Origin of the sequence: Allocoprococcus comes, from assembly GCF_013300725.1 — a bacterium.
Classification (GTDB): domain Bacteria; phylum Bacillota; class Clostridia; order Lachnospirales; family Lachnospiraceae; genus Allocoprococcus; species Allocoprococcus comes_A.
This window is the reverse complement of sequence record NZ_JAAIMM010000001.1, coordinates 1-15,235: the sequence shown is the minus strand read 5'-3', so window position 1 is coordinate 15,235 and position 15,235 is coordinate 1. Positions and strand designations below refer to the sequence as shown.

Genomic DNA, 15,235 nt, shown 5'->3' with positions numbered 1-15,235 from the left:
GTCAATCACTTTTTATCATTTTGGCGGATAGCATAATTCTGCATATTCTGTTTTGTATATTCTGACTAAGATTCTTCTGTTATATTGCACGAAATCGACTTTAAAAACGAGTTGTTGTATGCAGTATACAAATATTCATATAGTCCAAGATGATTATCAAAAATCTTTTTTACAAAATGTATGTCAAAGCCAAGACTGTTTTGAAGTATACTCTGAAATTTTTACAAATAAAAAAGATTTCAAGAAACACTCTATGCTCTCAAAATCTTTTCATATCTTATGTATAACTTTTCTATTTTCGTACTGTGTCTATTTGTAATACGTCAGCATATCATCACGGCTACGCATGATATGCGCATACATCTCTTTTTCCGCCGCTTCGGCATTATGCTCCTGAATTGCCTTCAGAATCCTTCCGTGCTCTTTGATCGATACCTTTGCGTAATCGCCTTCGGAAACCATGCTTCCCATGGAAAGTCCGTTCCACAGCTCGGAGATCATCTTTTTCATCTTTCCATTGCCTGCCGCGCTCCAGATCTCATTGTGAAATGCGCGATTGAGATCTGTATATTTCTGGGCTTCCCCACTTTCCAGAGCCTCACAGGATTCCTGATAAACGTCTTCTATTTCCGAAATATCCGTTCCCTGTTCTGCCGCAAGCTTTGCTGCCGCACTCTCAAGGATCGCGCGGAGCTGGTAATGTTCCCGGATATAGGTCTCCGTGATTCCAAGAACGACTGCCCCTTTATTCTTCCGAAGCTGGATCAGCCCGTCCCTCGCCAGGATCTGAAACGCTTCTCTTACCGGCATTGCCGACACATTCAGCTGGGATGCTACACTGTCGAGTGAAAGGATCTCTCCTTCTTTCATCTGCCTTGATAAAATTGCTTTTCTGAGCTCCGCAGCAACTTTTTCTTTCGCTGACGGCATCTTGATCGGTTTTAAACCATTCATCTATTCTTCCTTCTTTCTTCCTTCACCTGCTCTGCCAGAAGCAATACCCATCTGTCAATCTCACTATTGACCGCTTTTGCAAATGTTTTTGTATATTTTTCTGCGCCATTTAATGCACCTGTTATCTGTTCGCAGATTGCTCTTTCTGCCTCTTTTTTCCCGTCCGTTTCTTTACATTTTACGGCAAACCGGATATAACACTCCGAAGCATTTTTCAGCAGATTCGTCAAATATCCATTCTCCATCTGTGCAAGAAGCAACTGATCCGGTCTTGTTTCCACCGAAAATACTTTCTTTTCCCCTGTCTGCTTTTTCGTATTCAGGACATGCTGAACCGCTTTTTTGAGGATTTCCCCGATCATTTCAAAAATCAGTTCTATCTGTTCCTCATCCAGCTCAACTGTGTAAATTCTTTTTGTTGCCAGCCGCACGATCAGACCCTGACTCTCCAGCACCTGAAACGCTTCTCTGATCGGAATCCGGGATGCGCCAAACACTTCCGCCAGTTCTTCCTGCTTTAACTGACTTCCCCCTTCGATTCTGCCAGACAGAATTTCATCCGCAATCTGCTCTGCCATATAATCACTCAATCGCTTTTCTGATAACGCCCTCATCTTCTCCTCCAACATACTTTAGTTAATTAGTAGGATATATTTACAATAATAATGTATCCAAAATCATGCTAAATGTAAAGAATTATTTTTCTTGTTCCACTAATATTCTCAGTAAATCAATAAAATATGGACATATCACCGGCGCACAGTGCCTTTTATTTCACAGAAAGTTTCTTTGTAACTTCCCATGAAAGCAAACAGGAAACCGCAAAAATGATTCCTCATCTTGCGGTTTCCTCATTCTAACTCTTCTTATACCATACACTCGTGAATCTCTTCTTCTTCAAGACCGATTCCCTGCATGACATTTTTCAGTTCTTCCCTGCATTCCAGTGGTGCGCACCAGGAAAGCCCGCATCCTGCTGAAATACTTCTCGGTACCGGGATCATACGTCCCTGTGCACCAACTTTTTTACATTCTTTTTCCATCGCCATCGCATCCGCTGTTGTATGGAATGTGATGACCAGCTTTAACTCTTTTTTTCTCATTATTCAATCACAATTTCAAATTCAGAGCCCTTCTCGGTAGAAGTTGCCTTCTTTCCTTTGTCCTTCGCAAACTTTTCAATATTAGTCTTCTGGTGAGGTTCGCTCACAAGAACCTTGATCGGTCCGTTCGCATTCTTCAGTGCTTCTGCGGTAAGCATCAGCGGTTCCGGGCATGAAAGTCCTCTTGCATCTACTTCTTTCATATTTTTTACCTGCCTTCCTAGCATATCATATTTCTTATGGATTATCCATCTAAATCTTGCGGTTTCTGACTATTTTGCCTGCTCTCTTTTGTTTGTAAATGCAATGATAAAGCATGCGATAATACAGATAATGCAAGCAACTTTTCCATTCGGCGTTACGGCTCCTGCAACGAGTTCGCCTGTCTCTGCATTCATAGCTGTTCCGCTTGATGCAAGTCCGAAGTTATGGCAAAGTGCTGCAGCAAAGAACATACCAAGTACAGTCACTGCTGAATCAGAAGATCCCTGTCCTGCAAGGATCAGCTGACGAAGCGGGCAACCACCGGCAAGAACTGCCGCGAATCCTACCGCATACATGCCAAGGATATTCCACAGATGGTTGGAATGTGCAATGATCCCAGGAGTGTTAAATCCAAGTACGAATCTTCCTGTTGCCAGATTGAAGATCAGCATTACAACAAAAAGACCTGCAATAATTGTAAGAAGATCAAAGTTCTTCATTAAGATCGCATCACGGATTCCGCCGGCGAAGCACATTCTTGATTTCTGAGCAAGTGCTCCGAAAATAAGTCCGCCGATAAGTGACATGATAATTGGTGCATGAAGACTTCCAGGACCTGCTTCACTTGCTTTGAGAAGTGTTGAGCAGGTTGCAAGGATCAGAATACCAAGCATCAGTACCGGAAGCACTGCTCCATTTTCTTTATTCGTCTCATGCGCACGTCCAAGACTGAATCCTTTTTTCAGGGCAAATGCTCCTGTTCCTACTCCAAGTACAAAACCGATCAGTGCTACCCATGCATTCAGGTCACCTGCTGACATACGGATCACCATACGGAGCGGGCAGCCAAGGAAAATCAGGGAACCGATCATAATTACCATACCAAGGATAAAGCGGATCATCGGTGAAGATCCTGCTGTTGAACGGTATTCTTTTGTTGCCACTGAAATAATAAATGCTCCAATCACAAGACCGATGATCTCCGGTCTTGCATACTGTACAACTTCGGCCTGGTGGAATCCCAGAGCTCCTGCCGTATCACGGATAAAGCAGGCAATACAAAATGCCATATTTGCCGGATTACCAAAGTAAGCCAGACATGCTGCTACAAGCCCACACAATACCCCCGCAAGTGCAAGCTTCTTCTTTGAATCTGATAAATTCATTTTTCTTCCTCCTTCGCCTTTCTCTCATTCGTCATTTTAACTATTAAAGACTTTTTTATTACCTTATAATTATACCTTTTGCACAACTTCTTGTCCAATTCATAATTAAAATAGACCGATATATATATTGATACTATCAATATCATATCGGTTTTCTATCAATTTATATTCTTATATAAAATCCTGACTTTACAAAATTCTACTCTTCTTCTGCAAGCTCGCGGATTGCCCGGATTGCTGTATCCACTTCTTCCTCTGTGTTATAGTGTGAAAAACTGAATCTGACAGCCCCCTGCTCTACGGTTCCAAGTGCCTCATGCATCCGTGGTGCACAGTGTCCTCCTGAACGGGTAGAAATCCCATAATCTGTCAGAAGTGCATCGCTGACTTCTCCGGAATCATACTCTCCAATATTCAGACTCACGACTGCACAACGATCCATGCTGCTGAAATCTCCATAAATTTTGACTCCCGGGATTTCTTTTACACCTTCATAGAACCGCTTCATCAGTGCCTGTTCCTTTGCACGGATCGTGTCAATTCCTGTTTCTTCCAGATATCCGATCGCAGCATCCAGTCCGGCAATTCCATGTCCGTTGAGGGTTCCGGCTTCCAGTGCTGTCGGCATCTCTTCCGGCTGGGTCTTACTGTAAGTCTGTACACCAGTACCACCAGAAAGAAGCGGTCTGACATGCAGCCCTTTTCTTACATACATTCCACCGGTTCCCTGCGGTCCTAAAAGTCCCTTATGACCGGTAAAACACAGAATATCAATGTGCATCTTCTGCACATCAATCGGAAATACGCCTGCTGTCTGTGAAGCATCTACCACAAATAAGAGATCATGTGCTTTTGCGATCTCTCCGATCCGCTCCACGTCCACTTTATTTCCTGTCAGATTCGATCCATGGGTGCAGACGATCGCTTTTGTGTTTTCTTTGATCGCCTTTTCAAAATCTGCGTAATCCAGAGTTCCTTTTTCATCACTGTTAAGGAATGTTACTTCTACCCCTTTTTTCTCCATCTCATAAAGCGGTCTGAGAACTGAATTGTGTTCCAGAACCGTCGAGATCACATGGTCTCCCGGATTTAAGATTCCTTTAATTGCGATATTCAGACTCTCTGTTGAATTCATCGTAAATACAATCTGTCTTGCATCTTCCGCTCCGAAGAAAGCTGCAAGCTTTTCTCTTGTATCATACACCGTTCTTGCTGCTCCGAGAGATGCCTCATTGACACCTCTTCCGGCATTTCCCATGGAACACATTGCTGCGGTGATCGCATCAATTACTTCCTGTGGTTTACGCATTGTCGTTGCCGCATTATCTAAATATATCATTTTTATCCTCTTTTCATTTCCCCATATGTGCATCTGGATAGAAATCCTTTACAATCCGGATCAGATGCTCTGCTGCTGCAGGCAGCTGATAGTTTTTATTGTATACAAGGTTCAGATAACGACTGCTTTCATCCTTCTGTAACGGAAATTCCAGGACCTGTCCGGTCCGGATCTCCTCTTCTGCTGCAAGTCTTGATATGATCGTGATTCCAAGCCCACTCTTTACTGACCTTTTTATCGCTTCCGGATTCTCAATGCATGCTACTATATTGAGGGTATCAGGCATAATTCCTGCTTTTCTCAATATTTTTTCTGTTTCCTTGCGGGTTCCCGATCCTTCTTCCCGCATAATGACCGGTTCATTCTTTATCCATGTTGCTGTCTTATAGCGCTTCTGTATTTCCTGATAAAACTCGGTATTCGGCATGATAACAACCAGTTCATCCTGATAAAAAGGCATATATCTGCAATGTTTCTTTTCAAGTACCGTACCTGTGAATCCAATATCTACCATATGCCCTGCTACCTGTTCAACAACACCGCAGCTGTCATTTTCTGAAATCCGGAACTGCTCATCCGGATATGCTTCCCTGAATTTTGCCAGAATTGCCGGCAGAACATACTGTGCCGGGATTGTCGAAGTTGCAATCGTAATACATTTTTCTTCACGCTGTGCATCTTTTGAAAACACATGCTCGATTTCTTCTTCCAGTTCTACCATCTGACGCGCATACTGATATAACTGCTTTCCTTCTTCCGACAATTTCACTTCTTTTGTATTTCTTACAAAGAGGCGTGAATCCAGCTCTTTCTCCAGAGCAGAGATATGTGCACTGACCGTTGGCTGTGTCAGGAACAAAAGCTTTGCCGCTTTCGAAAAGCTTCCCGACTCAGTTACCTTAACAAATGCCTCCAGCTGCTTTAAATTCATAAGTATGCCACCCTCTCACTTTCTCCGCCTGTCTTCTTTGTCACCTTAATGCTGTCCATATATTCTAAAATCGGTTTCGCACTCTTTCTGCTTGTTGAGAACATATCTCTCACCTGTGCGATCGTGATCAGATTTTCTTCCTTCAGATGATTCTGAATTTTTTCCTTCGCTTCATCCATCAGGTGTTTCATCGTAAACATCTCTTCATTGATACGGAGTACTTTTCCTTCGTCAATCATCATGAGAACCACATCTTCCGCTGTCTGGCGCGGAATTTTTCCAAAATCAATCTCTGAAAATCTCACAAAATCATATCCTGCTTTTTCAAATGTATCTTCGATCAGCTTCTCTGTCTGAAGATACATCGCGTCCTTCGGAACTTCATATCCCGGAAGTGAAAGATATTCTTCCCTTCTTCCATAGACGTTTTCTTCCGTCATTCTTTCGATATACGCATCAAATATGTTTGGTTTGATCTTTTTCAGGAATGTATTGTGAATTTCGGCTTTCTTCATTCCATATCGGTATGGATGCTCACTATGATATTTCTGCAGTGTCTCCTCTATCTTCTGACGTACTGCAAATTCGCTGTCTCTGTGCCACAAATATGTGTCCTTCTTCATTGGGAATACAAAGATTGTTCCCGATTCTTCCAGTTCTTCAAGATACTCCTTCAGTTCATCTACGGAATGTGCCATCACCTTTGCAAGCTCAGCAAGTGTGATCATCGTGTCGCCGTGTTCTTTGATCTGAAGCTCCATAACATCGCCAAGAGAACCGGATTCTTTTTTCTTCAGTTCTTCGATTGCCTGCGCATCAAAACGTTTCTTACGCACCGGATTCGGTTCCAGCACAATCCCACCTCCGATGGTCTCCATCGGCGAATAGAAACGTACTACAAAACGGTCGCCTCGTTTGACCGCAATCTCTTCTTCCAGTCTGAGCTGTACCAGTCCCTCTTCTCCCGGTCCGATCTGCTCCTTATCCAACAGAACCGCACGGCAGAGGATCTCACTCGTACCAGTGTACAAATGCAGTCTCTCATGATTTGTAAGGATACGCATAGAATCTTCCAAAACGGTCAGCTTCACATCCAGAAGATCTGTATTTTTCATACTGTTCTTCGGCGCAAGCACACACCCTCTGCGGATCTCCTTTTTCTTCACATTTGACAGATTGATCGCCACTCTCTGTCCGGCATAGCATTTGTCCTGATTCTGTCCGTGTACCTGAATATTACGGATCTTGCACTCTTTTCCGATCGGATACATTTCCAGAACGTCTTCCTTGGTGATCGTACCGGAGATAAGTGTCCCTGTGATAATCGTCCCAAAACCTGACAGGGTAAATACCCGGTCAATCGGAAGTCTTGGAATAGTCTGTGTATCCTTTGCAACCACCTCATCCGACATCAGCTGCTGGATCGTATCCGTCAGTTCATCAAGACCCTGCCCGGTTGCAGCCGATACTTTGACAACCGGTGCACCTTCCAGAAAAGTACCTTCCAGTTCTTCCTGGATTTCTTCCTCGACGAGTTCCAGCCATTCTTCATCGACCAGGTCACACTTGTTGATCACCAGAATGCTCTTTTTGATCCCAAGGAGTCCCAGAATGTCCATGTGTTCTCTTGTCTGTGGCATGATTCCTTCATCCGCAGCCACAACCAGGAGTACCAGATCCATTCCGACAACTCCCGCAACCATGTTGTTGATAAATTTTTCATGTCCCGGAACATCAATGATCCCTACACGGTCTCCATTTTTCAGATCAAAATAAGTAAACCCGAGGTCAATGGTGATCCCTCTTCTCTGTTCTTCTTCCCACCGGTCTGTGTTGCGTCCGGTAAGTGCTTTTATCAATGTCGTCTTCCCGTGGTCAATGTGACCTGCGGTTCCTACGATAATGTTTTTCATAATAATTCTCCCAGCATCTCTGCTATCTTCTTAAAGTAGCAGGATTCAATTGTCCGCACATCCAGATAAATCGTATCGTTGGCTGTACGCGGAATGATCGGCATAGAAAGATGCCGCATCTCTTCTTCCAGCTTCGGTACACTGATATTCTCCGGCTTAATCGTAACTGCCATACTCGGAATACGTTCAAGTGGAAGAGATCCTCCACCGATCTGTGATTCACATGGTTCCATCCCAATTGTTGCAGCAAGATGTGCATTCTGCAGAATCCGTTTCAGAGATCTTGCACGCTTTTCCACATCCTCTTTGGACTCTGTGATCATACGCAGTACCGGAAGATTCTGGATTGCCTTTTCTTCTGATAAATATTCCTGTAATACCAGTTCCAGTGCTGCTGCTGTAAATTTATCAATTCGCAGTGCACGTGTCAGCTGGTTCTTCTTCATCTGGTCAATATATTTCTTCTTACCAATGATGATTCCAGCCTGCGGACCACCGAGCAGCTTGTCTCCGCTGAAGCATACAACGTCCGCTCCCTTGCGGATAGAATCCTGAACCGTCGGTTCATAGGTCAGTCCGTATTTACTCAGGTCGATCAGCACACCACTTCCAAGATCTTCAATGATCGGAATATCGTGTTCCTGTGCAATCGGAATCAGTTCATCGATCGTAACCGTCTCTGTAAATCCAACAATACGGTAGTTGCTTGTATGAACCTTAAGGAGTGCTTTTGTCTCCTCTGTGATCGCTTCTTCATAATCAGAATAATGTGTCTTATTCGTCGTTCCGACTTCTACAAGTGAAGCTCCGCTCTGCTCCATTACATCCGGAATCCGGAATTTGCCACCGATCTCAACCAGTTCTCCGCGGGATACTACAACTTCTCCGCCCTTTGCCATTGAACTTAAGATCAGCATAACAGCCGCAGCATTGTTGTTGACCGCCATCGCAGCCTCTGCCCCGGTCAGTTTGCAAAGCAGTTTTTCAAAATGAGAATATCTCTCTCCACGTGCCCCTGCTTCCAGATTGTATTCCAGATTGGAGTAACCACTCACAATTCCTGCCAGTCTCTCAACATGCTCCTTACTGATAGGCGCACGGCCGAGATTGGTGTGGAGAACTGTTCCTGTTCCGTTGATCACCATTTTCATATTCGGCTCATGCAGCTTTCCGGCATGTCGTTTTATATTCTGCGTAAGCATCCCGATCTGCGCTTTCGCTTCCTCTTCTTCCTCGCACTTTCCGATAAATGCTCTGAGCGCATCCATCTCTTCACGGATCACATCCATCACAAGTTCACGTCCATATGCATCAATCAGATCCTGTATTTCCTGTTCTTCAAGCAGAATATCTACTTTCGGAATACTGCGAAATAATAAATTTTTATTCATTTTCTCCTCTACCTCTTTGGATTCCTAGTGCAGACGAATCAGTTTATCGCTCTTTTCTGTTACGGTTCCGATCAGGGATACCTTGGTATCCAGTCTCTTCTTCTCGAATGCTTCCATCACGGCTTCCGCATACTGCGCTTCCACGCTGATGAGCAGTCCACCTGATGTCTGCGGATCATATAACAGATCGATAAAATGATCTTCTACATTTCTGAAATCTACTTTCTGATAAGAATATCCCTTGTTCTTGTAAGCCCCCGCCGGAACAAGACCCATCTTTGCATAGCTGATTGCTTCATCAAGATATGCAATATCGTGAACATTCAGTTCAAATGTCACATTACTTGCCTCTGCCATTTCAACGCAGTGACCTAAAAGACCAAATCCTGTAATATCTGTACATGCATTTACAGGAAAATGATCCACAACTTCTTTTGCTTTCTTATTTAATGAAGACATAACGATCTCTGCTTCTTTGATTGCAGCTGCAGATGCCATCTCTCCTTTAATTGCCGTATTAACAATTCCTGTTCCGACCTGCTTGGTAAGGATCAGCACATCTCCAGGTTTGCATCCGTAATTCTTGAAAATCTTTTTCGGATGTACAAAACCAGACACACAAAGACCGTACTTCGGCTCGTCGTCCTGTACGGTATGTCCCCCAACCAGAACAGCTCCTGCCTCTTTTACCTTATCGGCTCCACCGGCAAGAATATCTCCTAAGATTTGTGGATCAAGACAGTTCGGAAACCCTACGATATTAAGTGCTACCTTCGGCTCTCCTCCCATTGCGTAAACATCACTGAGCGAGTTTGCTGCTGCAATCTGTCCAAACATATACGGATCATCCACGATCGGTGTAAAGAAATCTACCGTCTGGATCATCGCAATATCATCTGTAACCTTGTAAATCGCTGCATCATCCGATGTCTCAATTCCGACGATCAAATTTTCATCTTCAAATTTTGGTAACTTACCCAGAACCTGGGCAAGGGTCTCCGGACCTACTTTAGCGGCTCACCCGGAAGTTTTTGCATACTGTGTCAGTCTTACTTTTTCTTTATTCATTGTTTATCCCCAACTTATACTTTGCATTTAACATGTTACCTGCCGCAAAAATGCGCACATAGATGTATTCTATCATTGATAATTTCTATTGTAAAGATTGCTTTTGCAATTCATACTTTTCTATAATCAATTCTCTCACATGTTCAGCCGCCGCCGGAAGTTTATAGTTCTTATTGTATACAAGATTCAGGTTTCGACCGCTTCCATCCTGTGAAAACGGGAATTCCAGAACTTCTCCTGACTCGATCTCATCTGCAGCCGCAAGTCTTGAAATAATCGTAATGCCAAGACCACTTTTGACAGATCTCTTGACTGCTTCCGGATTCTCAATTGTCGCAACAATATTCAGATCATCCAAAGAGATTCCCATCTTTTTTAATTGCTTCTCTGCTTCTTTTCTGGTACCGGATCCCTCCTCACGTATAATCAGAGGTTCTCCTTCCAACCATTTTAAATCCTTCTGCTCTTTTACGATTTTCTGATATTCTTTCGTATTCGGCATAATAACAACCAGATCATCCTGGTAAAACGGTATGTATTTACAATTTGCTTTTTCGATTACTGTACCGGAAAATCCAATATCAACCAGATGCGATGCTACCTGTTCAATGACAGTACTGCTGTCACTTTCCACGATTCTGAACTGTTCTTCCGGAAATCTCTCCCGGAATTTCACCAGAATATCCGGCAGAATATACTGTGCCGGTATCGTCGAGGTTGCGATCGTAATGCATCTTTCTTTCTGCTCTGCTGCTTTTGAAAACATTGACTGGATTTCCTGTTCCAGTTCGATCATCTGACGTGCATACTGATAAAGTGTCTTTCCGTCCTCAGATAATTTAACAGTCTTGGTATTACGCACAAACAATCTCTCTTTCAGTTCTTTTTCAAGTGTCTGTATATGCGCACTTACTGTTGGCTGTGTCAGATATAATTCCTGTGCTGCTTTTGAAAAGCTTTTTGAATCGGATACTTTAATAAATGCTTCCAGCTGCTTTAAGTTCATAATTATTCCCTCTTTCTACTCGATCAAATTCGTATAAATACAACCTCACCGGATTCCTTAATTTCCTTCGATCAAATCGCGCAGCCACATCCATCTTCTGCTATCCGACATCAAATACCAGAGAGCAAAGTGTATCTGCCCGAACAGACAAATTCTTTCTGTCCAGGAGGTTACCATCTTCAGTTTTTAGTAACTTGTCCAGAGCCTGAACAAGGGTCCTTCGACCTGCTTTGATGCCTCAACATGATGTCCTTATACACTGTGTCTCTCTGATATCTTTATTCATACTTAATTTCTCAACTTTTCTTAAATATTCTCTGTCCGTTATACGGACTTCTTTATTATATAGTTCTCAAACTATGGTCTAATGATCTTTCCTGCTTCAGCCATGGATTCAACAATACTGTACATATTGGTTACACCACCAACAACAAGTTTGTCTTTTAAGTGATAGTAATCAAGACATGTACCACATGTAAGAATCTCTACTCCCTGTGCCTCCAGAGACTTCAGATCTTCAATGGAATCTGATCCTTCTGTTGTAAGAGTAGCTCCTCCATTGTAGAAAAGCATCTTCTTCGGAAGTGTATCAAGCTGTGTAACTGCATAGATAAATCCTTTGATCAGGACTTTACCAAGTTCATCGTTACCACTTCCCATACGGTCAGAAGATACGACTACGATAAGATCACCCTTCTGATCCGGTGCACATGTAGCTTCTGTATCTGCCGCTGCCGGTGCTCCCTGCATCTGGATCGTTACTTTGTATTCTTTTTCCCCAAGCTTTTCAGAGCTTACTTCTCCGCCCTGTTCTTTTCCAAGCTTTGTAACATTCTGTACAGCGATCTCATTATCTACTAATACTTCGATTGTCTCCGATCCTGTAAGTGCCTGCATCGCTTTTTTTGTTTTGATTACCGGAATCGGGCAGTTATCTCCCATTGCATTAACTGTTACCATAATATTCATTTCCACCTTTCTTTTACGTGAATCATTTCACTTATAGATACATTCTATCACCCTTCGCCTTTGATGTAAACAGATTACACCGTTATTTTCAACAAAAACCTTTTGTTATCGCGATAGCTTTTTGTGAATTATGATGTGAATACCAAAAATAGATTTTCCCGTTCACTAATGTATCCGAATTGCTCCATTGCTATGCGATTTTTGCATTTCTATATATTATTGCGATATTTTCCATTCACTTCTTGCAGTATCTTTCCTTCTATAATAAAATAGAACAGAAAGAACGTATATCTATAAATATGTATTAAACAAAACTATAGAAAGCCGTAAATTCATCAAAAAAATTGTGTCAAGGCACGTAATACCTTTTATTTAGCATGGATTTTATTGAAATTTCCTGTTAAATAAAAAAATTTAGAAAGGATTTAGTAATATATGTGGTTAGCAGATGGTTGGAAAGATTATGAAGTCATAGACTCCTCAGACGGAGAAAAGCTGGAACGCTGGGGGCAGTACATTCTGGTTCGTCCGGATCCGCAGGTAATCTGGGATACTCCGCGCACAGACAGACGCTGGAAACACCCGAACGCACACTATCACCGCAGCAAAAAGGGCGGCGGTGAATGGGAATTTTTCGATCTCCCGGAACAATGGCAGATCAGTTATAAGAATCTTACTTTTAACTTAAAGCCGTTTAATTTCAAACACACCGGACTCTTTCCGGAACAGGCAACCAACTGGGACTGGTTCTCTGAAAAGATCCGCAATGCCGGACGCCCGGTAAAAGTCCTGAATTTATTCGCTTATACCGGTGGTGCAACACTTGCAGCAGCTGCTGCCGGCGCACACGTAACCCACGTTGATGCTTCCAAGGGAATGGTCACATGGGCAAAAGAAAATGCTGTTTCATCCGGACTCGGCGATGCACCGATCCGCTGGCTGGTTGACGACTGTGTCAAGTTCGTAGAACGCGAAATCCGCCGCGGCAATCATTACGATGCGATCATCATGGATCCTCCTTCCTACGGTCGTGGGCCAAAGGGCGAGATCTGGAAGATTGAAGACGCAATTCATCCACTGGTAAAACTCTGTACGAAGATTTTATCCGATGATCCGCTGTTCTTCCTGATCAATTCCTATACGACAGGACTTGCTCCGGCAGTACTGACTTATATGATCGCAACTGAGCTTAAGAAATACGGCGGTCATGTGGATTCACAGGAGATTGGACTTCCGGTATCTTCCAATGGACTGGTGCTTCCTTGTGGGGCAAGTGGAAGATGGGAGAGATAAGACTGGGAACCGAGTTGTTCATTCTTTCTTAGAATCGATTATTTTCTGAATAGTATAAATTTAATTTATGCAATCATAAGAGCTCTAAAATAAAAGAGAAGTCATCTGATATGAAATGGATTTTCCTTGCAATAAAGCTTGTGCTTTAAAGTGAAATCCTTTTCTAAACTCAGATGACTTCTCTTTTTATTTTTCGTTTTCCTTTGGTTACATCTTTTCTTTGGATTACCCATCTGATGATTTATTGAGGATGCTCCATCAGATAGCCTAGAAATGCCTGGCATCCTTCCATCACATCATCGAATGTCTCATCAAAATTCCCCGTATACCATGGATCTGCAATGTCTCCCGGGCGATCCGTGTAGTCCAGAAGTCTCTGTACCTTGTGTTCCGGATCACTTCCGATAATTCTCATAATATTCTGTATATTGTATCGCTCCATACAGATAATGTAATCGAACGCGGCATATTCTTCTCTACGCATCTTGCGTGCACGGTGATTGCCACACGGGATGCCTTCCTTGCGGAGCTTCTTTTGTGTGCCACGGTGGACCGGGTTTCCATACTCCTCGTTGCTTGTACCGGCGGAATCGATGAAAAAATCGGATTCTATGCCGGATTGTTTAACTAAATGTTTCATAACGTATTCTGCCATGGTGGAGCGGCAGATATTGCCGTGGCAGATGAATAGTATTTTAATCATCGTTGCATAACCTCGCATTTTGTGTTTTTGCTTGATATTTCAAGCTTTATTCGTTTCAGATAAATTTTACATTCTGGCATAATCTGGTGTATTTTTGTATATTTTAGTCTGCAAAAGGTATAAATTTCGGTATAATTCTTTAGATTTTATACCTCGGTATTCTCCGCTTTAAATTTACACAATTTTAAGTCGTACAATTTCTTCTCGTGCGTCCTCAAGGTTCATATGTGTATAAGTATTCAATGTTACACTAATATCAGAATGTCCCATCAAATACTGTAAAGCCTTTGGATTCATACCTGATTTTGCCATATTAGAACAATAAGTATGTCTACATACATGTGGATGTGTCAAGTATAGGACAAAAAAAATTTTATTTTTTTCTGCCGAAGACTATCTGACGCTCCCATCAGGTAGTCCCAGCACCTTTATTATCTTCTAATAAGTCATTCTTGTCCTGCTCAAGTTATCTCTGTTCCGAAAAAATATCGTCAAAATTCCATTCGATTTCAATTTCATCTTGACTATGAACACGGATCACCTTGATAATCTCACGCAGCTTCTCTGTATCGAACTTCTGAATTCCCAAGAAATCTTTTAGTTTTATTTTATCAGAAAGTTCATTTTGTTCAAGAAGCTTTTTACTATTCTCCGCATCTTCTATCTTTCGTTTTATTTCCTCCAGCTGCACACTTATCTTTCTAGCTCTCTGCTTATACGAATCACAATCTATACGACCATCTTTGTAATCATCATAGAGTTTCATCTTTTCCGAGGTCAACTGTCGGCTCTGTTTTTGCAATTCTGCGGTATTGATCTCTTTGTAGTCGCATTGCCTGTTGGAAGATACTTTCTTTTCTTTTTCCAACATTGACGCTACATACTGATGGACAAGCCCAAGGATATTCTCCTCCAGCGGTTCCCGTCGGATCACCAGACTTCGACACACAGGATTTCCATTTGTTCGAGCATCTGAGCATTTTAGCAGATGCTCCGTTTCTTTTAGTAAAGAATGCCCACAGTTGGCACACAACAGCAATGCCGGCTGTTTTTTACGTCTTTCCAGAGTAAAATTGGTGCGTGATTCCGCAACACTTCTCTTCTTTTTCGGATGCATTTCATTTGCTTTTTCAAACAATGCCCTGTCTATAATTGCCGTATGATGATTTTCCAGGCGAACCCATTCTGTTTCATC

The 15,235-nt window shown here is 42.5% G+C and carries 14 protein-coding genes and 2 pseudogenes; 1 reads left to right on the top strand and 15 read right to left on the bottom strand.

What is annotated here, in order from left to right:
- Positions 1-309 precede the first annotated feature (309 nt).
- The 12 genes from G4407_RS00080 to yedF all read right to left on the bottom strand — a co-directional run bounded on the left by G4407_RS00080 (position 310) and on the right by yedF (position 12,035).
- A complete protein-coding gene (locus tag G4407_RS00080) occupies positions 310-954 on the bottom strand; it encodes a GntR family transcriptional regulator (RefSeq protein WP_173687286.1) in 645 nt (214 codons plus the stop codon).
- Complete coding sequence (locus tag G4407_RS00075) at positions 951-1,568, bottom strand: GntR family transcriptional regulator (RefSeq protein ID WP_243259068.1); 618 nt, start codon at positions 1,566-1,568, stop codon at positions 951-953. The genes G4407_RS00080 and G4407_RS00075 overlap by 4 nt, the downstream gene beginning before the upstream one ends.
- Positions 1,569-1,820: 252 nt before the next feature.
- A complete protein-coding gene (locus tag G4407_RS00070; RefSeq protein ID WP_008372464.1) occupies positions 1,821-2,057 on the bottom strand; it encodes a DUF3343 domain-containing protein in 237 nt (78 codons plus the stop codon).
- Positions 2,057-2,260, bottom strand: coding sequence for a sulfurtransferase TusA family protein (locus G4407_RS00065; RefSeq protein WP_022220208.1), 204 nt, complete (start codon positions 2,258-2,260; stop codon positions 2,057-2,059). Before G4407_RS00065 ends, G4407_RS00070 begins: the two co-directional genes overlap by 1 nt.
- Before the next feature lie 69 nt (positions 2,261-2,329).
- Positions 2,330-3,427: a YedE family putative selenium transporter gene (yedE, locus tag G4407_RS00060; protein ID WP_173687284.1), complete on the bottom strand. Its 1,098-nt coding sequence runs from the start codon at positions 3,425-3,427 to the stop codon at positions 2,330-2,332.
- Positions 3,428-3,626: 199 nt separating this feature from the next.
- Positions 3,627-4,766 carry an aminotransferase class V-fold PLP-dependent enzyme gene (locus G4407_RS00055; protein ID WP_173687283.1) on the bottom strand — a complete coding sequence of 380 codons (1,140 nt, stop codon included), beginning with the start codon at positions 4,764-4,766 and terminating at the stop codon, positions 3,627-3,629.
- Positions 4,767-4,779: 13 nt separating this feature from the next.
- Positions 4,780-5,697, bottom strand: coding sequence for a selenium metabolism-associated LysR family transcriptional regulator (locus G4407_RS00050; RefSeq protein WP_173687282.1), 918 nt, complete (start codon positions 5,695-5,697; stop codon positions 4,780-4,782).
- A complete protein-coding gene (selB, locus tag G4407_RS00045; RefSeq protein ID WP_173687281.1) occupies positions 5,694-7,610 on the bottom strand; it encodes a selenocysteine-specific translation elongation factor in 1,917 nt (638 codons plus the stop codon). Before selB ends, G4407_RS00050 begins: the two co-directional genes overlap by 4 nt.
- The gene (gene selA, locus G4407_RS00040; protein WP_173687280.1) at positions 7,607-9,001 is read right to left on the bottom strand and encodes an L-seryl-tRNA(Sec) selenium transferase; all 1,395 of its coding nucleotides are present in this window, start codon (positions 8,999-9,001) and stop codon (positions 7,607-7,609) included. The genes selB and selA overlap by 4 nt, the downstream gene beginning before the upstream one ends.
- A gap of 24 nt (positions 9,002-9,025) precedes the next feature.
- The gene (selD, locus tag G4407_RS00035) at positions 9,026-10,069 is read right to left on the bottom strand and encodes a selenide, water dikinase SelD (protein WP_173687279.1); all 1,044 of its coding nucleotides are present in this window, start codon (positions 10,067-10,069) and stop codon (positions 9,026-9,028) included.
- An 85-nt stretch (positions 10,070-10,154) separates the two neighbouring features.
- On the bottom strand, positions 10,155-11,075 hold the full coding sequence (locus G4407_RS00030; RefSeq protein ID WP_173687278.1) for a selenium metabolism-associated LysR family transcriptional regulator: 921 nt from the start codon (positions 11,073-11,075) through the stop codon (positions 10,155-10,157).
- Between the two features lie 357 nt (positions 11,076-11,432).
- On the bottom strand, positions 11,433-12,035 hold the full coding sequence (gene yedF / locus G4407_RS00025; RefSeq protein ID WP_173687277.1) for a sulfurtransferase-like selenium metabolism protein YedF: 603 nt from the start codon (positions 12,033-12,035) through the stop codon (positions 11,433-11,435).
- Positions 12,036-12,479: 444 nt separating this feature from the next.
- Between yedF and G4407_RS00020 the strand changes: the two genes are divergently transcribed.
- On the top strand, positions 12,480-13,337 hold the full coding sequence (locus G4407_RS00020) for a class I SAM-dependent methyltransferase (RefSeq protein ID WP_055261631.1): 858 nt from the start codon (positions 12,480-12,482) through the stop codon (positions 13,335-13,337).
- Between the two features lie 241 nt (positions 13,338-13,578).
- Here the strand turns inward: G4407_RS00020 and G4407_RS00015 are convergent, their stop codons facing one another.
- From G4407_RS00015 to G4407_RS00005, 3 genes and pseudogenes are all read right to left on the bottom strand, one after another.
- On the bottom strand, positions 13,579-14,040 hold the full coding sequence (locus tag G4407_RS00015; RefSeq protein WP_173687276.1) for a low molecular weight protein-tyrosine-phosphatase: 462 nt from the start codon (positions 14,038-14,040) through the stop codon (positions 13,579-13,581).
- A 174-nt stretch (positions 14,041-14,214) separates the two neighbouring features.
- Positions 14,215-14,385, bottom strand: a pseudogene (locus G4407_RS00010) (tyrosine-type recombinase/integrase); the annotation flags it as partial.
- Between the two features lie 121 nt (positions 14,386-14,506).
- Positions 14,507-15,235: pseudogene (locus tag G4407_RS00005) on the bottom strand (recombinase family protein); the annotation flags it as partial.